The following is an 18,594-nucleotide window of genomic DNA, read 5'->3' as shown; positions in this document are numbered from 1 at the left end:
GCCGGGTCACCGGCTCAGCAGGACGGCGCCGAGCGCGAGCGCTCCCGGGAGTGCCTGGGCGACCAGGATGCGGCGGTTGGCGGTGGCACCGCCGTACAGACCGGCGATGACGACGCAGGCGAGGAAGAAGACCTGGACCCGGAAGCCCGTCGGGTCGTCGGCGATGAGACCCCAGACGAGTCCGGCGGCGAGGAAGCCGTTGTAGAGACCCTGGTTCGCGGCGAGCGGCGCGGTGGCGCGGGCCATGTCGGCGTCGAAGCCGGAGAGGCCGCGCCCCGGCTTCTTCTCCCACAGGAACATCTCCAGAACCAGGATGTACGCGTGCAGGGCGGCCACCAGGCCCACCAGCACGTTCGCCGTCGTCTCCACCGTCGTCTCCTCCGCGTTCACCTGCCCCGGATTTCCTGGACAGGTGTCCACTATACATGGACACCTGTCCAGCAAATCGCCCCGATCGGTCAACAGTGCGTAACGCGAACGGGCTTCTCGGACTGAACGCTTCCTTCCGCCTCGCGACTCTGGGATCTTGCGTCCACCCCACACATCACAGGGCCCGGCGGGCGCCACCCGCGCCACCGGGTCATCGGAGGACGCATTGTTTTCCCTCATATCCAGCCGGTTGAGAACGTCGGCCATGGCCGCCGCGGCGCTCGGTACGACCGTGGCGCTCGCCGCTCCCGCGGGATTCGCCCAGGCAGCACCGACCGACACGGAGCCCGTCGCGGCCCGTTCGGCGGGGGCGACGCAGAGCACCACCACGACGACACCGGCGGCGGCTCCGGCCGCCTGGGCCGCGGGCACCCGCGCGTACCTGGTGATCACCGCCCCCGGCGGCACCTCGGCGGTCAGCGGAGCGGTCACGAGCAACGGCGGTTCGGTCTTCGCCACGTACGACGCGATCGGCGTGATCGTGGCGCACTCGACGTCCGCCTCGTTCGCCTCGGCGATGCGCACCGTCGGAGGAGTCCAGCAGGTCGGGGCGACCCGAACCTCGGACGTCCCCGCCGACGCCTACAGCCCGGCGCTCCCGGCCAACCCGGCGCAGTCGGCGACCACGCTCACGGAGTCGAACCGCTGGGACATGACGCAGATCAAGGCCGAGCAGGCCTGGGCGGTCACCACCGGTTCGGCGACGGTGAAGGTCGGTGTCCTCGACACCGGCGTCGACGACCAGCACCAGGACATCGCGCCCAACTTCAACGCCGCCGACTCGGCCTCCTGCGCCTACGGCAAGGCGGACACGCGCGCGGGTGCCTGGCGTGACGTCGGCACCCACGGCACGCACGTCGCGGGCACGATCGCGGCCGCCAAGAACGGCAAGGGCGTCATCGGCGTCGCGCCGGGCGTGAAGATCTCCTCCGTCCGCATCGCGGAGCCGACCAGCAGCCTGTTCTTCGCGGAGAACACGATCTGCGGCTTCATGTGGGCCGGTGACCACGGCTTCAAGGTCACCAACAACAGCTACTACACGGACCCGTGGCAGTTCAACTGCCCGGACAACCTGGACCAGGCCGCCATCATCGAGGGCGTCCGCCGGGCGCAGGTGTACGCCGAGGGCAAGGGTTCGCTCCAGGTGGCCGCCGCCGGCAACTCCAACTACGACCTCGCGAACAAGACGACCGACTCCGAGAGCCCCAACGACTCGACGCCGGTCACCCGCACCATCACCAACGCCTGCATCGACATCCCGACGGAGCTTCCGGGCGTCGTGACCGTCGCCTCGCAGGCCAGCGGCGGCGCCAAGGCCTCGTACTCCAACTTCGGCAACGGCGTGATCGACATCGCCGCGCCGGGCGGCGACGGTTCCACCCAGGTGTACTCGACGCTGCCGGGCGGCAAGTACGGCAACATGAGCGGCACCTCGATGGCCTCCCCGCACGTGGCGGGTGTCGCGGCGCTGATCGCGAGCACCAACCCGACGTTCACCCCGGCGCAGATCCGGGACCAGCTGGGCGTCCAGGCGACGGACCGCGCGTGCCCCTCGGACACCCGCTGCAAGGGCACCACGACCAAGAACGGCTTCTTCGGTGAGGGCGCGGTCGACGCCCTGAAGGCCGTCGGGGGCAGCACCCCGCCGCCCGGCGCGTACTTCGAGAACCTCACCGACGTGACGATCGCCGACAACGCGACGGTCGAGAGCCCGATCACGGTCAGCGGTGTGACGGGCAACGCGCCGGCCACGCTGAAGGTGGGCGTGGACGTCAAGCACACCTACATCGGCGACCTGAAGGTCGACCTGGTCGCTCCGGACGGCACCGTCTACACGGTCCACAACCGGACCGGCAGCGGCACGGACAACATCGTCCAGACGTTCACGGTCAACGCCTCGGCGGAGGTCGCGAACGGGGTCTGGAAGCTCCGGGTGAACGACAACGCGAGCCAGGACACGGGCAAGATCGACGCCTGGAACCTGACCTTCTGACGCGGTAGTCACACCCGCGCACGACCCTTCGACGGGGCCGGAACCCACGGGGTTCCGGCCCCGTTCGCGTGCCCGCGGGAAAAAGTCCGTACCGGGGGGTAGGCCTGCCCGGGAGCCTTGCTATACGTTCCGTCTAACAAGCTTGCTAGACGCGACGTCTAATAAGTGTCCGAGCCGCCGATCGCGCGATCCAAGGAGCCGCACCATGGCACACAGCACCGTTCGCCCGGAGAACGAGGGCCAGTTCGACAGCTCCACGGCCGAGCGGCTGCTCCGGTCGGCCGCGAAGCTGTCGTACGACCCCGCCGTCGAGGTCGACTGGGACACGCCCCTCGACAAGGACTTCCACGGCCAGAGCCCCGAGTGGAACTCCCTCTACGGCACGGCGTACTGGAACGAGATGACCGAGGCGCAGCGCAAGGAGCTGACCCGGCAGGAGACCGCGTCCGTCGCCAGCACCGGCATCTGGTTCGAGATGATCCTCCAGCAGATGGTGCTCCGCGACATCTACCGCATGGACCACACCGACCCCCGGTTCCAGTGGGCCCTCACCGAGATCGCCGACGAGTGCCGGCACTCGATCATGTTCGCCCGGGGCTCCCAGAAGCTCGGCGCGCCCGCCTACCGTCCCAGGCGGGCCGTCCTCGAACTCGGACGCTTCATGAAGACCGTCGGCTTCGGCGAGGCCGCGTACGCCGGAATCCTCGTCGCCGAGGAGGTCCTCGACGTCATGCAGCGCGACTGGATGCGCGACGAGCGGGTCGTCCCCTTCGTGCGCACCATCAGCAACATCCATGTCGTCGAGGAGTCCCGGCACATGAAGTTCGCCCGGGACGAGACGCGCCGCGCCCTCGCCCACGCGAGCAGGGCCCGCCGGCACTTCCAGGCCCTCGTGGTCGCCATCGCCGCGTACTACATCATCACCAGCCTGGTGAACCCGGAGGTGTACGTGCGGGCCGGGCTCGACCCGGAGCGGGCCCGCCGCGAGGCGGCCGCCAACGAGCACTACAAGGCACAGCTGCGCGCCAGTTGCTCCGGACTGATGGAGTTTCTCGCCGACGTCGGGATGCTGACCCGGCCCGCGCTCTTCTTCTACCAGCGCGCCCACCTCGTCTGACCCCTCCGAGCCGAGCAGAGCAGAGCCGACGACATGACCTACGCGATCACCCAGACCTGCTGCAACGACGCCACCTGCGTCGCCGTCTGTCCGGTCAACTGCATCCATCCGACGCCCGAGGAGCCGGACTTCGGCACCACGGAGATGCTGTACATCGACCCCAAGGCCTGCATCGACTGCGGAGCCTGCGCCGACGCCTGCCCCGTCGACGCGATCTTCCCGGCCGACCGGCTCACCGGACGACTGCGGGAGTACGAGGCCGTCAACGCCCGTTACTACGCGGACCGGACGCCCCCGCCGGCCCTCGCCTCGCCCAACTTCCACCCCTGGGGCGAGCCCACGTTCCCCCGCTCCCTGCCGGCCGACTTCGCCCCGCTGCGGATCGCGGTCGTCGGCACCGGTCCCGCGGGCATGTACGCCGCAGAGGACCTCCTCCTGCACACCGGCGCCGAGGTCACCCTGATCGACCGCCTGCCCGTGGCCGGCGGACTCCTGCGGTACGGCGTGGCACCGGACCACCCGGCGACCAAGGGGGCCGGGGAGACCTTCGCCCGCTTCCACACCCACCCGCGGGTCCGGATGCGGCTCGGAGTGGAGATCGGCAAGGAGGTCACCGTCGAGGAACTCGCCGCGCACCACGACGCGGTGGTCTACGCGGTGGGCGCGCCCTCCGACCGGCGGCTCGGCATCCCCGGCGAGGACCTTCCGGGCAGCGTCTCGGCGACCTCCGTCGTCTCCTGGTACAACGCGCATCCCGAGACCGGCGCGGACGCCGTCCGGCTCACCGCCGAGCGGGTCGTGGTCGTCGGCAACGGCAACGTGGCCCTCGACGTCGCCCGGATCCTCCTCACGGACCCCGACGCCCTCGCCGGTACGGACATCGCCGACCACGCCCTCGCCGCCCTGCGCGGCACCCCCGTCCGCGAGGTGGTGCTGCTCGGCCGCCGGGGCCCCGAGGACGCGGCCTACACGAGCCCCGAACTGCTCGCCCTGAAGCACCTCCCGGGCGTGGACCTGGTCGTCGACGACCGGGACCCGCGCACCGGCGCCGGCGTGGACGCGGCGGCGGACGGGGAGAAGGCCGCGCTGCTGCGGGGCGTGACGCGGGAGAAGGTGGACTGGACGCGGCCCCCGGCGCCGGGCCGGCGCCGGATCGTGCTCCGCTTCCACTCCGCCCCGGTCGAGGCCGTCGGCGGCGACGCCGTCCGCGCGGTCCGGGTCACGGAGGACGGATCGCCGTCCGGTACGGAGATCGAGGCGGGTCTCCTCGTCCGGGCGATCGGCTACCGGGGGGTCCCGCTGGCGGGGCTGCCGTTCGACGAGGCGACCGGCACGGTGCCGCACGAGGCCGGGCGGGTGACCGGGCTGCCCGGCGGCTATGTCGTCGGCTGGATCAAGCGCGGGCCCACCGGCGGCATCGGGGCCAACCGGGCCTGTGCGGAGGAGACGGTCGGGACGCTGCTCGCGGACGCGGTCGCCGGCGCGCTGCCGAAGCCGACGGGGACGGCGCAGGAGTTCCGCCGGCTGGCGCGCAGGCGCAGCCGCCGTCTCGTCGACGCACGGGGTCTCGCGGCCATCGACCGGACCGAGCGGGCGAAGGGACGGGAAGCGGGTCGCCCGCGGGTCAAACTCGCCACGGTGCCGGAGCTGCTCGCGGCGGCGCGGGGCGGTCGCCTGCGCCTGAAGGGCTGACGTTCCGGAGGAGCGGAGGAGCGGCGGCCGCAAGGAGCGGCAGCCTGGCGGAGTGGCGGCCCGTGACTCTGAAGACTCCGAGGGTCCGGCCCGGGACGGCGGGCCGGCGATCCACCACGACGTGGGACGTCAGGCCACGAGGTCCAGGGCCTGGCGGACCACGATCGCGTTGAGCCGGACCGCGAACGGCACGATGTCCGTCAGCTCCAGGGCGACGGCCCGCGCCTTCGGCAGCTCGACGGTCACGTCGACGCAGAAGGCCAGGGCGTACATGTGCTCCCCGGTCTCCTCGTCCTGCAGGGCGAAGAACAGGTCCCGGTAGAACCGGGTCCGCTCCCCCGACTCCTCGTAGAAGGAGAGACCGGGCTGCCCCTCCTGCGCGGCGAGGCCGGTGAAGGCCTGGACGAGCTCCCGCTCGACGGTGGCCCAGAACCCGGCCTCCGCGCACTCCGGCGGAAGCGCCTGCCGGACGGCCTCCTTGAGGGAGAGGACCATGACGAGCACGGGGGCGTACTCCTGGAGCCCCCAGCCCCGCACCATCTTCACCACGGTGCTGTCCGGGACGGCCGCCGCGGCCTCCCGTATCGCCTCGAAGTCGAAGTTGACGGTCGCCGGGGCGATCGCCTCCTGGAACACCCGGTCGATGGACCGGGCCTGCGCGAGATGATCGGGTCCCACCTCGACGACGGTCCTGAAACTGGCGGCCAAAGCTCCTCCTGCGTGATCTCGATGATCAGGAGGGGTCAGTATGCCGAGCACCCGCCCGCGGGAGCGGGCCGCGTCCGCCGTACGGACGGGGCGGCCGCCGGTGCGGGCCCACGGGCCGATAGGCCTCAGGAGCGCTTGCGGGGCTTCCCGCCGGTCCGGCCGCGGCCGGAGCCTCCGGCGCCGCCGGGCTTCCGGGCCGCGGGCTTGCCCGCCGTGCGCGAACCGGCACCGGGCTTCCCGGACCGGCCGCCGGGCTTCGCGCCGGACTTCCGCTCCTTCTGGTCCTTCGGCTGCTTCTGGCCCTTCTGGGCCTCGGCGCGGCGGCCCCGGGTGCTGTTCACCGTGCGGCCGCGCACGATGCCGATGAACTCCTCCACCAGGTCGGGAGCCTCGTCCGCGGCCTGCCAGGACAGGGCCACCCGCGACTGCGGGACCTCCGTCAGCGTCCGGTACGTGAGGTCCTTGCGGTGGTGCAGCCGGGCGAGCGACTGCGGCAGGGCGAGCACGCCCACGCCCGCCGCGACCAGCTCGATCGCGTCGGCGGTCGTCTCGGGGCGCTCGTTCGCCGGGAGGCCGGGCGGCTGCTCCCAGCCGAGGGTGTCGTCGAGCGGGTGCAGGACGAGCTCCTCGGCGAGGTCCTCGACCGTGACCTCCTCCGCCGCCGCGAGCAGGTGGTCCTTGGGGATGACGACGACCGTCGTCTCCGTGTAGAGCGGGATCGCGCTCAGGTCGTCCCTGTCGACGGGGAGCCGGACCAGACCGGCGTCGGCCGTGCCCTCCCGGAGGGCGCCGAATGCCTCGGCGGGCGTCAGGGCGAGCAGCGTCAGGTGTACGTCGGGCAGGCGCTCGTTCCAGACCCGTACCCACTTCGAGGGCGTCACTCCGGGCACGTAGGCGAGCCTGAAGGAGGAAGGGGAGGAGGAGGGGGAAGAGGGGGAATCCGCGGGGGAAGCGTCCGAGCCTGTCACTCCGCCAGGTTACCGGTAGCTGCCGTGGTCGGAACTCGCCCGCACGCTCGATACCCTTGACACCATGACGTCGCACCAGAGCACCCAGACGATGAAGCCCGCCACCGCGGCGAAGAAGCTGGGTGTGTACCTCGAGGCCACCCCCGCAGAGTTCCAGGAGGGTGTCGTCTCGCGCACCGAGCTGAACGAGCTCCAGGCCGATCCCCCGGCCTGGCTCCAGGAGCTCAGGAAGAACGGTCCGCACCCCCGCCCCGTGGTCGCGCAGCGGCTCGGCATCTCCATCGCCGGTCTCGCCCGCGGCGGCATCACCGACCCGCTCACCACGGAGCAGATCGAGGAGCTCCAGCAGGAGCTGCCCGAGTGGCTGCAGAAGGAGCGCGCCACCCAGGCGGAGGTCCGCAAGGAGACCGTCCGCATCAAGGAGCGCGACGCGGAGCGCGCCGCGCGCCGCGAGCAGGGCGCCTGATCGGTTCACCGCCGGCACTGCGCTTGATCGCCTGACCACCGGACCGGTCCCGATGGCGTCGCCGTCGGGACCGGTCCGGTGCCGTCTCCCCGCCGGGCGGGACGTGGCCGCCCGTGACCGGTGTGGCGCCCGCCCGGCCGCGGGAGTCATTCCCCCATGAGTGACACGAACACCGCGTCCGAGCCGCCGGTCGTCGTCGGCGTGGACGGTTCCGAGCACAGTCTCCGGGCCCTCGCATGGGCCCTGAGCGCCGCCGAGCACCTGGAAGCGCCGCTGGTCGTGGCGCACGTGCGCTCCGACGCCCTCCAGCTCGGCGCCGCCCGTATCGCCTCCCTCGGTCCGTCCCCCGAGCTGCCCGACACGGTCATGGATGCCGTACGGGCCGTCGTCGAGAAGCGCGGGCACGACATGCCCGTGCGGTACGAGTCGCTCGACGGCTCCGTGACCGACGCCCTGCCGGCGGCGGCCCGGGGCGCGCGGCTCCTGGTGACCGGCTCGCGGGGGCACGGCGGCTTCGCGAGCCTGCTGCTCGGCTCGACCAGCCGTACCCTCGCCGCCACGGCGCCCTGCCCGCTCGTCGTCGTCCCGCACGAGGCGCGTGCGGCCGCGCTCGAGGGCGGGGCGGAGGCGGGCCGGGTGCTGCTCGGGCTGCACCCGGAGGAGACTCCGGACGAGGTGCTGGCCTTCGCCTTCGAGGCGGCGCGGCACCGCGGCGTACCGCTGGAGGCCGTGACGGCCGTCAGGCTGCCGCCTCAGCCGACCAGCCCCGTCGTGGCCCCTGCCCCGGCGCTCCAGGTGCCCCCGACGCTGCCCCTCGCCGACCGCGCGGAGGAGTTCGTGCGGGAGGCGAAGCGGGAGCAGGAGGAGCGGCTGCGGCCCTTCGCCGCGCGTCGGCCGAAGGTCGGGCTGGTCCCGGCGGTGGTGCCGGGGGACGCGGCGGGCCTCCTCGTCGAGGGCTCGCGGGACGCCGGGCTGCTGGTCGTGGGCCGTCACCACCGGCATCGGTTCGGCTCGCTGCTCATCGGCTCGGTCGCCCACGCGGTGCTGCACCACGCGCACTGCCCGGTCGCGGTGGTTCCGCCGGTGCCCCCGGCCTGAAGGCTGTGCCTCCGCCGACTCCGCCCCGCGCCGGTTCCTTCACGTTGTGGCGCGGGGAACGCTGCTGGTAGAAGGGGTGCCATGAGTACCGCCGAAGAGGCCGCCGCCGCCCAGCGCAATGTCCAGCCGCCGCCCGCCCAGGCCTCGCTCGGCGCGGGGGTCGTGGTGACCGACGGGGCCGGCCGGGTGCTGCTCGGGCTGCATCGCTCCGGGGTGTGGGAGCTGCCGGGCGGGAAGGTCGAGCCGGGCGAGTCCGTGGAGGACGCGGCGGTCCGCGAGCTGGCCGAGGAGACGACGCTCGTCGCGGACGCCGCGGACGTGGAGGTGATCGGCCTGGTCCTGGACTCGATCACCTCCGCGCGGATGACCCGGATGACCGCCGCGACGGCGGTACGGGGCTTCCGTGGCGTGCCGGCCGTGGCCGAGCCGGACAAGATCGAGCGCTGGGAGTGGACGGAGCCCGACCGTCTGCCGGAGGCGCTGTTCCTGCCGTCCGCCCAGGTGCTGCGGATGTGGCGGCCGGAGCTGCCGCTGCCGGACGGGCCGTTCCACCGGTACGCGCTCGGCCGGCTGCCGGGCTGACCCGCCCGGGCCCGCTCAGCCCGGGAGGGTGCGGGCGAGCCGGAAGCCGACGTCGTCGATGCGCAGGGTCGGGTGGCTGCGGCGGCGTACCGAGGCGCGGCAGCTCCAGTGCTCGTCGAACCAGCCGCCGCCGCGCAGCACCCGGTAGCCGCCGTAGACCTCGGCGTCGTACACGTCCCAGCACCACTCCCAGACGTTGCCCAGCATGTCGTGGAGGCCCCAGTCGTTGGGCCGCCGGCCGCCGACCTCGTGGAGGCGTTCGCCGGAGTTGCCGCGGTGCCAGGCGATCTCGTCGAGCGGGCCGTAGCGGGCCTCCGTGGTCCCGGCGCGGCAGGCGTGCTCCCATTCGGCCTCGGTGGGGAGGCGGTAGCCGTCCGCGGTCCGGTCCCAGTCGGGCGCCTCGGCGTCGGTGTCGTCCGCCGGGACGCGGTAGGCGGGGCGGAGCCCCTCACGCACGGACAGCGCGTCGCAGAAGCGGATCGCGTCGCCCCAGGACACCCCTTCGACCGGCAGCCGGTCGCCGTGCGCGGTGCTCGGTCCGGTGCCCATGACCTGCTCGTACAGTCCCCGGGTGACGGGGGCGGCGCCCAGGGCGAAGGCGCGGACGTCGACCGCCCAGCTCCGCTCCGTACGCCGGTCCGAGAGCGTGACCCGGCCGGCCGGCACCTCGATCATCCTGTGGTCCCCCTGTGTCCTCATGGCCCCGATGGTCGCAGCATTCGGAAGTGCCGCGTCGTGTCACCGAGCGGGCGGGGGCGAGCGTGACTAGCGTGGCTCACAGGAACACATCATCGAATCGGAAACGGGAGTCACCGTCATGGCCGTACGACCTGAGGGCACGCCTGTCTGGGCCGACGCGATGTTCAAGGACGTCGAGGTTGCCAAGACGTTCTACGGCGACGTGCTCGGCTGGACCTTTGGCGAGTCCTCCACGGAATATGGCAACTACACGCAGGCGTACCGGAACGGGAAGGCGGTCGCGGCGGTCGTCCCGCCGATGCCGGGGCAGGACGACGGCGAGGCGCAGTCGGCCTGGTGTCTGTACTTCGCCTCTCCCGACGCCGCCGCCACGGCGGAGAGGATCAAGGCCGCGGGCGGCACCGTCCTGATGGAGCCGATGCAGGTCGGCGACTTCGGGTCGATGTGCCTGGCGCAGGACCCGGCGGGCGCCGTGTTCGGGATCTGGCAGGCGGGGCGGCACGAGGGCTTCGAGCTGGAGGGTGAGAGCGGCGCCTACGTCTGGGCCGAGGTCTTCACCCGGGAGCCGGCGAAGGCCGACCCCTTCTACACCGCCGTCTTCGGCTACAACTCGAAGAAGATGCAGGACGAGGACATGGACTACCGGGTCTTCGACCTCGGCGCCGACCCGGTGCTCGGGCGCATGGTGATGACGGCGGAGGACTTCCCGCCGGAGATCCCCTCGTACATCCAGGTGTACTTCGCCGTCGACAACTGCGACAAGGCCGTCGAGGCGGCCGAACGCCTCAACGGGCGGAAGGTGTTCGGGCCGATGGACAGTCCGTTCGGCCGCTTCGCGGCGATCCTGGACCCGCAGGGTGCCGCGTTCGCCGTGATCGACGTCAGGACGACCGTCGGCGAGATGCCCGAGATGGTCTGACCGGTACGGGAGGCCGCGAGCCGCCCCGGGACCTCGGTCCCGGGGCGGCCGTGTGCGGGTCAGGCGGCGTCGCGGACTGCGACGATGCCGTTGAAGACACCGATGTACGCGGTGCCGTCGGGTCCGAGGGTGATCGGGGCCCAGTTGTTGTCGTACGCGAGGCCGGTGCCGGTGAAGCGGCTGAAGACCCGGTCGCCGGTGCGGAAGTCGACGGCCGTGAGGTACCAGGCGTCGATTCCCCAGGAGTTGGGACGCTTCTCGTAGAAGTAGAGCAGTCCGTTGGCGGTGGAGAGCTTGGGCACGGTCGAGGGCGAGCGGACGTCGCTCTCCCAGACGGTGTCGCAGCCGCTGCCGTCGGCGCGGACGTCGATCCGGGTCGCACCTCCGACGACGCTGCGTCCGAGGAGGAGCGTACTCGGGTTCTCGTAGCCATAGTTGTTCTCGACGACGAGGCTGTTGCCCCAGCTGATCAGCGAGTTGTCGGTGGTGGACGCCCCCGGGCGGAAGACCGGCACCTTGCAGACGAGGCGCTCGGCGGCGGGGACGTCGGCGCCCCGGCGGTAGACGAGGACGTTCATCCGGTCGTCGGCGTTGTCGGTGATGGCGACGTACTCGTCGTGGAGGCCGAAGAGGTCGGGGGTGGTGCCCGAACCCTGGTTCACCGAGCCGGGCTTGGTGCCGGTACCCCGGTCGTACGTCTCGCGCCAGCGCACCCGCGGGACGCCGTCGGCGTCGGCGTCGAAGCTGTACAGGGCGTGGTCCGTGACGAGGGAGACGCCGTCCTCGGCGACGGAGAAGGAGTTCTGGATCTCCTCGCCGTCGAGACGGATCGCACGCAGCGCGCCCGTCGCCGGGTCGACGGTGCCGACGCGGCCGAGGCGGGTGACCCACCAGATGCGGCCCTGCCAGTCCGGCATGACGGAGGTGACGGGATCACAGACGCCGCTGGGGAAGAGGTTGGTCCAGGTGACGCAGTCGTGCGGGACGAGGGAGGTGAGGTCCCAGTCGTTCTCGACGATGAACTCCCAGGCACCGTCCGCCTTCTGACGGTGTGCGATGCGCTGGATGTGCTGGCGGGAGTCGGCGAGGACGACGCGGTCCTGGTTGTCCAGGTAGAAGTAGGCGCCGCCGGAGGTGTCCTTGAAGATCTTCTCGAAGTCGAGGCGGGTGATGGCCTCGACGGTGGAGGAGCGCTGCGGCAGCTTGTACTCGGCGAGGGTGTCCAGGGTGCGCGGGTCGAGCAGCTTCAGCAGGAAGCCGCTGAAGGTGCCGCACACGGTGACGAGCCGGCCGCCGGAGTCGAAGGTGACGGTGGCGCACTCGCCGCCCACCGGGGCGATCTTCTCGCTGTCCACGCGCGGGGCGCGGCCGAGCGGCCCCGGGTAGGGGTGGGTGCCGCTGCCCGCCCCGTCGGCGTGCATGCCGCTGCGCCCGTTGGGGGCGAGGTACGGGTGCTGGGCGGTGCCCTTGCCCGGCACGGGCTGTGCGGTGGCGGGGGCGCCCTCGTAGTGCTCCACCAGGCGGTGGCCGAGGCCGAGGGGGATCTCCTGGGCCTGGGCGACGGGGGCGGACCCCACCATCACGGCGGCGGCGACCGCGATCAGTGTGAGTGCGCGGGCTCGTCTTCGGGGCGGATGCGTGGCCAATGCGGCTCCTCGGGTTGCTGACAAACTGTCGCGCCGGCGGCCGACGCTAGGCCCGAGTCCGTGAGATGTACATGCAACTGCCCCTTGTTTCACAGGCAGTTCATGATCGGCCGATGATCACGGATTGAGGCTGGAGACCACGTTGGCGGTGGCCGCGACCCCGTTGTGGATGGTCGGCGCCATGCTGGTGCCGGCGAGGAAGAAGCCCAGCAGGGCACAGACGAGCGCATGGGTGACCTTGAGTCCACCGTTGCGCAGGAAGATCACGGCCAGCACCAGCAGCAGCACCACGACAGAAATGGAAACGGCCATCGCGTTCACGTCCCTCCGTCGCCGCACCGGAATTGCGGCGTTCGGCGGACAGTGTGACGGAATGCGCGGTCCGTCCGGGCGAATGGCGGGGCGGCCATACGGGTGAGATTCGGCCGGTTTCAGCCGCCGAGGGTCTCGGCGACGCCCGGCCTGCGGACGGCGTCGAGCTCCGGGTCGGCCAGCAGTCCCTCGATCAGCGCGGTGGTCCCGAAGACCTCGGTCGCGCTCAGGTCCACGTCACTGAGGACGAGCCAACTCCCGTCGGCCGCCCACCAGGTGGCGGGGAACCGGAACTCGGGCATGGCGTCGTGGTGGGCGAGCGCGTCACCGAGCCGGCCTCGCCGGGCGGCCGGCTGCTCACCCGGACGGTGCATCACGGGGGCCTGGGCGGCGCCGCACGGGGTGTCGTACCCCGAAGGTCCGCTCCTCGCCAGGTGCCCGACGAGCCGGGCGAGGGTGGCGCGGTCCAGCTCCGCCGGATCCGGTCCCTCCAGGTCGTCCGCGCCCGTCACGCCCTCGAAGACCAGGTACGACAGGGTGCCCGGCCAGTCGGCGAGCCGCCGGCCCTCCCGGGCCAGGACCTGGTCCCAGCAGAGCCGTACACCCTCGTCGTACACGGGGTGGAGGATCCAGCAGGCGTCCTGGTACCCGGACCGCGGCTCGTAGCCGCAGGGGGCGGCGGCGAGGGCGGCGCGCAGACCGTCCAGGGGGTCGTCATCGGCGGCGGGCGTCCACGGGGACTCCACGGTCACGGTCCCTCCTCGGCGGGCAGGCAGTCCTTCCACTCCACCGTACGGTCGCACCAGCGGTGCAGCAGGATCCGGTCGTGGCCGACGGCGAGGAGGCCCGCGCCGGTCTCCTCGCGGTAGGTCTCGACGGCCGCGACCAGGGCGGCCGTGGTGGAGGCGTCGAGCATCGCGGTCATCTCGTCGCAGACCAGCCAGCGGGGACGCAGGGCCAGGGCCCGTCCCAGGCAGGCGCGTTGGAGCTGGCCGTCGCTGACCTCGTGCGGGCGGCGGCCGAGCAGGTCGGGAGTGAGGCCGACGGCCGGCGCGAGTTCGGCGAGACGGGCCGCCGCCTCGGCGCGCCGCCCGGTGGCCCGGAGGGGTTCGACGAGGAGGTCGGCGAGGGTGAGACGGGGGTCGGCGGCGGTGCGGGGCTGCTGGAACACGACGCCGACGGCGGTGCGGAGTTCCCGCGGCGCACGGTGCCGCCAGGCCGTGACCTCGGCGCCGTCGAGGACGAGCCGGCCCGCGTCCGGGCGGTGGAGGAGGGCCGCGACCCGGGCGAGGGTCGACTTGCCGCAGCCGCTGGGGCCGAGGAGTCCGACGGACTCTCCGGGGGCCACGGTGAGCGAGGCACCCCGGAAGACGGGGGCGCGGCGGTCGTATCCGGCGGTGACGGTGTCGAGTTCAAGCACGGGGGTGCTCCGGGTGGTGGCAGGCCAGGTTGGCCGTGAACTCCGGCCGGGTGGAGCAGAGTTCGGTGGCCAGTGGACAACGCGGGGCGAAGGCGCAGCCCTCCGGCAGGGCGGAGAGCTCCGGCGGCATGCCGGCGATGGGGGTGAACGCCCGGTCGGGCAGCGCGTCGAGCAGTCCCCGCGCATAGGGATGGCGGGGGCCGGCGGGGCCGAAGAAGCGGTGGGCGGGGGCGATCTCCACGATGCGGCCCGCGTACATGACGGCGACACGGTCGGCGATGCGCGCGGCGGCGGCCAGGTCATGGGTGATGAGGAGCAGGGCGCGGCCGTCGTCGGCGTGGCGGCGCAGTTCGTCGACGGTGCGGTCGACGAGGTCGCGGTCGAGGCCGGTGGTCGGCTCGTCGGCGAGCAGGAGCCGCGCGTCGCCGATGAGCGCGAGGGCGGTGGCGGCGCGCTGGGCGAGTCCGCCGGACAGCTCGTGCGGGTACCGGTCGAGGTGCCCGGACGGGAACGCGGCCCGCTCCGCGGCGTCCTCGGCGGCCTTGCGGCGGGCCCGGCGGGAGGTGCCGGTGAGCGCGCGGACGGTCTCCTCCAGCTGGGACCGTACGGTGCGGACGGGGGTGAGATGGGCGGCCGGGCTCTGCGGGACGAGCCCGACGCGGCGGCCCCGCACGGTGCGGGCGAGGATCTTCTCGTCGGCCGCGAGCAGATCGGTCGTGTCGGCGCCCCCGGGGCCCGCGAGCAGGGCCGTACCGGATGTCTCGGCGTTGCCGGGCAGCAGCCCGAGGAGGGCGGAGGCCAGCACGGACTTGCCGCAGCCACTCTCGCCGACGAGGGCGAGGCACTCCCCCGCGCCGAGGTCGAAGGCGGCGTCGCTGACGGCCTCGACGGTCCGCCCGCCGCGCAGCCGGAACCGGACGCTCAGATCACGGACGCTGAGGACCGCGTCCTCCGCCCGCCCGGCGGAGACGGCCTCGAGGGCGCGGAGCACGTTCTCTGCGGTCACAGCATGAGCTCCGATCGGCGGCGCGGGTTGAGGCGGTCGCGCCACACTCCGGCGAGGCCGGCGATGGCGAGGGTCGGGACGATGAGCAGCAGCCCGGGGAAGAGCGTGGGCCAGCCGTGTCCGGCGAGGAGCGAGGAGCGGGCGTTCTGGACGAGGTTGCCGAGGCTCGCCTGGTGGCTCGGGAGGCCCAGGCCGAGGAAGGACAGCGCGGACTCGTGCCACATGGCGTGCGGGACCATCAGTACGGCCGCGAGGCCCGCCTGCGGCAGGACGGCGGGCAGCAGGTGGCGGACGGCGACGCGCCATCGTGTGGCGCCGCCGGAGATGGCGGCCTCGACGAAGGGCCGGGTGCGCAGGGAGAGGACCTCGGAGCGCACGATCCGGGCGGTGGAGAGCCAGTGGGTGACGGCCACGGAGGCGATCACCGGCCAGACGCCGGGCCGGAACAGGGCGACCACGAAGATGCCGAGCAGCAGGTGCGGCACGGAGGAGAAGGCGTCGACGAGCCGCATGAGCGTGCGGTCGATCCAGCCGCCGAGCGCCCCGGCGGCCGCGCCGACGGCGGTGCCGACGACGGTGGCCACAAGCGCGGCGACCAGGCCGACGAGCAGCGAGATCCGCAGTCCGTAGACGCAGCGCAGGAGCAGGTCGCGGCCGAGGTCGTCGGTGCCGAAGGGATGCTCCCAGGACGGCGGGAGGAGCTTCCGCGAGAGGTCGACGGCCTGCTCGTCGAGCTGGGCGAGCGGCGGCACGACCAGGACCGCGAGGAGGACGACGCCGACGACGAGGGCGGAGCTCCAGAGCCGCAGGCGGTGGGTGCGCGGGTCAGCCATCGAAGCCCACCCTCGGGTCGGCGAGTCCGTAGAGGAGGTCGGAGAGCAGGTTGCCGAGGAGGACGGCGGCCGTGGCCAGGACCGTGAGCGCGGCGAGCAGCGGGAAGTCCACGGACGTCGCGGCCTGGACGGTGGCGGCGGCGATGCCGGGCCAGCTGAAGACGGTCTCCACGAGCAGGGCGCCGGTGATCAGCTCGGGCACGCGGGAGCCGATGAGGGTGAGCATGGGCAGCATTCCGGAGCGGAGGGCGTGGCCGGTGAGGACGGTGGACTCGCGCAGGCCGCGGGCGCGGGCTCCGCGTACGGGGTCCTCGTCGAGGGCGTCGCCGACGCCCTGGCGGACGTACAGGAAGAACCAGGGCAGCTGGGAGACGCCGAGGACGAGCGCGGGCAGCACCAGGTGGCGGGCGACCTGGTCGGCGGTGACGGTGTCGCTCGCGGTGTCGGTGAGTCCGCCGGCGGGCAGCGCGCCGAGCTGCAGCGCGAAGAACCAGATGGCGAGAAGGCCGAGCCAGAAGGCCGGTGCGGCTTCCAGGGTGTAGGCGAGGGAGCTGACGGCCCGGTCGATCAGGCCGCCGCGGCGGCGCCCGGCGAGGACGCCGAGGAGGGTGCCGAGGGCGATGGCCACGAGGAACGCGGTGACGGCGAGGAGGACGGACCAGCCGAGGCGTTCGCCGATGACCTCGGCCACCGGCCTGCGCATGACGGCGGAGTCGCCGAGGTCTCCGGTGAGGGCGGAGGTGAGCCACTCCCACCAGCGGGTCAGGAGGGGGCGGTCGACGCCGAGGTTGGCGCGGAGCTGGTCGAGGTTCTCCTGCGAGGCGGTGAGTCCGGCGGTGCCGGCGTAGGCCTTGACGGGGTCGAACGGGGAGGCCTCGGCGACGGCGAACACCGCGAAGGTGACGGCGAGGAGGACGGGGACGGCGGCCAGGGCGCGCCGTCCCGTCATCCGCGCCATGGGCCCCCAGGGGAGGCGGCGCTTCACTTCTTCGTCGCTCCGGCGGGCTTCGGCTTCCAGTTCTCGACGTTCCACCAGGGGCCGGAGGCGAGACCGTGGTCGTGCGGCTCGGTCTGGGTGCTCGGTCCGTCCCAGGCGTCGTCGACGACGTAGAGGTGGTCGATGTGGGTGAGGAAGGTGTAGCCGGGGTTCTTCACCAGTTCGCGCTGGACGGTGTCGTACGCGGCGCGGCGCTTGGCGGGGTCGTCGGTGCGGCGGCCCTCGTCGAGGGCGCGGTCGACGGTCTTGTTGTCGTACCAGGCCATGTTGTTGAAGCCGTCGCCGGCGAGGCTCGACTTCAGGAGCAGGTACTGGTCGAAGTCGGGGTCGCCGGGCGCGCCGCCGCCGGCGAGGACGGCGTCGCTCTTCATCCGGGGCTCGATGACCTCCCAGGTGCCGGCCTGGGCCTTGATGTCGATGCCGGCCTTCTTGGCGTCGGAGACGTACGCGAGGGCGTGGTCCTGGCGGAGCTTGTCGCCGGAGAGGTACCAGAGCGGGAAGGAGGCGCGGACGCCGTTCTTGACGCGGATGCCGTCGGGGCCGGGCTTCCAGCCGGCCTCGTCGAGGATCTTCTGCGCGCCGGCGAGGTCGTGGCGGCGCTCGGTGCCCTTCGCGAACCAGGGGCTGTCGGTGGGGACGGGCCCGTAGGCGGGCTTTCCGGCTCCTTCGAGGATCTTGTCGACCATGGTCCGGCGGTCGACGGCGATGTCGAGGGCGCGGCGGACGTCGGTGTCGCCCGCGACCTCGTTGTGGGTGGGCAGGGTGACCGTGCGGTAGTCGTAGGTCTTCGCCTGCCAGGTCTTCTTCGCCTTGTCGCCCTTGAATCCGGCGGCGAGGTTCGGCGGCAGGATCGCGCCGTCGAGGTCGCCGGCGCGGAGCCGGGTGGCGCGGACGTCGTCGTCCTTGATGATCGCCATGGTGAACTTCTTCACCGCGGGCGCGCCGTTCCAGTAGGTCGGGTTGGCCTTGAAGCTGAGCTTCTCGCCCTTGGACCAGCCGGTGAGGACGTACGGGCCGGTGCCGATCGGCTTGGTGGTGAAGGCGCCGGTGTTGACGTCCTGCTTCGCCGCGACGTGCTCGGGGGCGATGGCGTGGACGGTGCGCTCGGCGAAGGGCGCGTAGGGGTACTTCAGGCGGAAGACGACGGTGTCGTCGCCGACCGCCTCGACGCTCTTGAGCGCGTCGAGCTCGGTCCGCGAGGCGTTGTTCGTCTTCGGGTCGAGGATCGTCCGGTAGGTGAAGACGACGTCCTTGGCCGTGAACGGGGCGCCGTCGCTGAAGGTGACCCCGTCGCGGAGGGTGTACGTGTAGGTGAGCCCGTCGTCGGCTATGTCCGGCAGCTTCGTGGCGAGCGCCGGCTTCAGCTTCATGTCGGCGTCGAAGGCGAGGAGCCCGTCGAAGATCTTGGAGTTGCCGTCCTTGCCGTAGCCGAGGAGGGGGCTGAGGGTCTCGGGCTCGTAGGCGATGCCGACGACCGCGGAATCCTTGGGTCCGCCGGAGGCCCCGGCGGTGGAGCCGGGGTTCGTGCAGGCCGCCGCGGTGAGGGCCGTGGCCCCCGCGAGCGTCGCGGCGGCCGTGCCGCGGAGGAATCGGGCGGTCATCGGGTCCACACCCCTTTTGGAGATCAACTGTTATTGCGAACAGCTTGCAATTAAACAGTATGTAAAGGGGTGTGGACGCAGCGGCCCCTTACCGGGGTCTTCGGGCCG

At 72.5% G+C, this 18,594-nt stretch carries 19 protein-coding genes; 7 read left to right on the top strand and 12 right to left on the bottom strand.

The features are described from left to right. Positions 1-6: 6 nt before the first annotated feature. Entirely contained in the window at positions 7-369 is a 363-nt protein-coding gene (locus ACFQ79_RS02105; RefSeq protein WP_383578945.1) for a DUF1304 domain-containing protein, read from the bottom strand. Positions 370-634: 265 nt separating this feature from the next. Here ACFQ79_RS02105 and ACFQ79_RS02100 point away from each other — a divergent pair, with 265 nt between their 5' ends. From ACFQ79_RS02100 to ACFQ79_RS02090, 3 genes are all read left to right on the top strand, one after another. After that, positions 635-2,422: a S8 family serine peptidase gene (locus ACFQ79_RS02100; protein WP_383578897.1), complete on the top strand. Its 1,788-nt coding sequence runs from the start codon at positions 635-637 to the stop codon at positions 2,420-2,422. A 205-nt stretch (positions 2,423-2,627) separates the two neighbouring features. After that, positions 2,628-3,539, top strand: coding sequence for a diiron oxygenase (locus ACFQ79_RS02095; protein ID WP_383578896.1), 912 nt, complete (start codon positions 2,628-2,630; stop codon positions 3,537-3,539). Between the two features lie 33 nt (positions 3,540-3,572). Next, complete coding sequence (locus ACFQ79_RS02090; RefSeq protein ID WP_383578895.1) at positions 3,573-5,231, top strand: FAD-dependent oxidoreductase; 1,659 nt, start codon at positions 3,573-3,575, stop codon at positions 5,229-5,231. 129 nt (positions 5,232-5,360) lie between these two features. On the opposite strand, the gene ACFQ79_RS02085 is transcribed toward ACFQ79_RS02090, so the two are convergent. Both ACFQ79_RS02085 and ACFQ79_RS02080 read right to left on the bottom strand, forming a co-directional pair. Continuing rightward, the gene (locus ACFQ79_RS02085; protein WP_030313032.1) at positions 5,361-5,939 is read right to left on the bottom strand and encodes a type-2Aa cytolytic delta-endotoxin; all 579 of its coding nucleotides are present in this window, start codon (positions 5,937-5,939) and stop codon (positions 5,361-5,363) included. Between the two features lie 125 nt (positions 5,940-6,064). Further along, on the bottom strand, positions 6,065-6,907 hold the full coding sequence (locus ACFQ79_RS02080; protein ID WP_383578894.1) for a LysR family substrate-binding domain-containing protein: 843 nt from the start codon (positions 6,905-6,907) through the stop codon (positions 6,065-6,067). 64 nt (positions 6,908-6,971) lie between these two features. On the opposite strand from ACFQ79_RS02080, the gene ACFQ79_RS02075 reads away from it, so the two are divergent. The 3 genes from ACFQ79_RS02075 (at position 6,972) to ACFQ79_RS02065 (ending at position 9,053) form a co-directional block, all read left to right on the top strand. Further along, entirely contained in the window at positions 6,972-7,373 is a 402-nt protein-coding gene (locus tag ACFQ79_RS02075) for a DUF5997 family protein (protein ID WP_383578893.1), read from the top strand. 156 nt (positions 7,374-7,529) lie between these two features. Next, positions 7,530-8,471 (top strand): universal stress protein, encoded by a 942-nt coding sequence (locus ACFQ79_RS02070; RefSeq protein WP_383578892.1) that lies wholly within the window; start codon positions 7,530-7,532, stop codon positions 8,469-8,471. Between the two features lie 81 nt (positions 8,472-8,552). Next, complete coding sequence (locus tag ACFQ79_RS02065) at positions 8,553-9,053, top strand: NUDIX hydrolase (protein WP_383578891.1); 501 nt, start codon at positions 8,553-8,555, stop codon at positions 9,051-9,053. Between the two features lie 15 nt (positions 9,054-9,068). Here ACFQ79_RS02065 and ACFQ79_RS02060 read toward each other — a convergent pair whose 3' ends face one another. Then, positions 9,069-9,752, bottom strand: a complete 684-nt coding sequence (locus ACFQ79_RS02060; RefSeq protein WP_383578890.1) for a formylglycine-generating enzyme family protein — start codon at positions 9,750-9,752, stop codon at positions 9,069-9,071. Positions 9,753-9,870: 118 nt separating this feature from the next. Between ACFQ79_RS02060 and ACFQ79_RS02055 the strand changes: the two genes are divergently transcribed. Beyond that, the gene (locus tag ACFQ79_RS02055) at positions 9,871-10,671 is read left to right on the top strand and encodes a VOC family protein (RefSeq protein WP_383578889.1); all 801 of its coding nucleotides are present in this window, start codon (positions 9,871-9,873) and stop codon (positions 10,669-10,671) included. A 59-nt stretch (positions 10,672-10,730) separates the two neighbouring features. Here ACFQ79_RS02055 and ACFQ79_RS02050 read toward each other — a convergent pair whose 3' ends face one another. From ACFQ79_RS02050 to ACFQ79_RS02015, 8 genes are all read right to left on the bottom strand, one after another. Further along, positions 10,731-12,251, bottom strand: coding sequence for a hypothetical protein (locus ACFQ79_RS02050; RefSeq protein ID WP_383578944.1), 1,521 nt, complete (start codon positions 12,249-12,251; stop codon positions 10,731-10,733). Positions 12,252-12,434: 183 nt separating this feature from the next. Further along, positions 12,435-12,629 carry a hypothetical protein gene (locus ACFQ79_RS02045; protein ID WP_073905938.1) on the bottom strand — a complete coding sequence of 65 codons (195 nt, stop codon included), beginning with the start codon at positions 12,627-12,629 and terminating at the stop codon, positions 12,435-12,437. 119 nt (positions 12,630-12,748) lie between these two features. Further along, positions 12,749-13,381, bottom strand: coding sequence for a hypothetical protein (locus tag ACFQ79_RS02040; protein WP_383578888.1), 633 nt, complete (start codon positions 13,379-13,381; stop codon positions 12,749-12,751). Then, the gene (locus ACFQ79_RS02035; RefSeq protein WP_383578887.1) at positions 13,378-14,049 is read right to left on the bottom strand and encodes an ABC transporter ATP-binding protein; all 672 of its coding nucleotides are present in this window, start codon (positions 14,047-14,049) and stop codon (positions 13,378-13,380) included. The genes ACFQ79_RS02040 and ACFQ79_RS02035 overlap by 4 nt, the downstream gene beginning before the upstream one ends. Continuing rightward, positions 14,042-15,055 carry an ABC transporter ATP-binding protein gene (locus tag ACFQ79_RS02030; RefSeq protein ID WP_383578886.1) on the bottom strand — a complete coding sequence of 338 codons (1,014 nt, stop codon included), beginning with the start codon at positions 15,053-15,055 and terminating at the stop codon, positions 14,042-14,044. The genes ACFQ79_RS02035 and ACFQ79_RS02030 overlap by 8 nt, the downstream gene beginning before the upstream one ends. Continuing rightward, positions 15,052-15,888: an ABC transporter permease gene (locus tag ACFQ79_RS02025; protein WP_383578885.1), complete on the bottom strand. Its 837-nt coding sequence runs from the start codon at positions 15,886-15,888 to the stop codon at positions 15,052-15,054. Before ACFQ79_RS02025 ends, ACFQ79_RS02030 begins: the two co-directional genes overlap by 4 nt. Continuing rightward, positions 15,881-16,873, bottom strand: a complete 993-nt coding sequence (locus tag ACFQ79_RS02020) for an ABC transporter permease (protein WP_383578884.1) — start codon at positions 16,871-16,873, stop codon at positions 15,881-15,883. Before ACFQ79_RS02020 ends, ACFQ79_RS02025 begins: the two co-directional genes overlap by 8 nt. Beyond that, a complete protein-coding gene (locus ACFQ79_RS02015) occupies positions 16,870-18,486 on the bottom strand; it encodes an ABC transporter substrate-binding protein (RefSeq protein ID WP_383578883.1) in 1,617 nt (538 codons plus the stop codon). Before ACFQ79_RS02015 ends, ACFQ79_RS02020 begins: the two co-directional genes overlap by 4 nt. Between the last annotated feature and the right edge of the window lie 108 nt (positions 18,487-18,594).

Origin of the sequence: Streptomyces sp. NPDC056480 (assembly GCF_042795405.1) — a bacterium.
GTDB lineage: Bacteria > Actinomycetota > Actinomycetes > Streptomycetales > Streptomycetaceae > Streptomyces.
The sequence above is the reverse complement of the archived record's forward strand: the minus strand, read 5'-3'. Positions and strand labels throughout refer to the sequence as shown.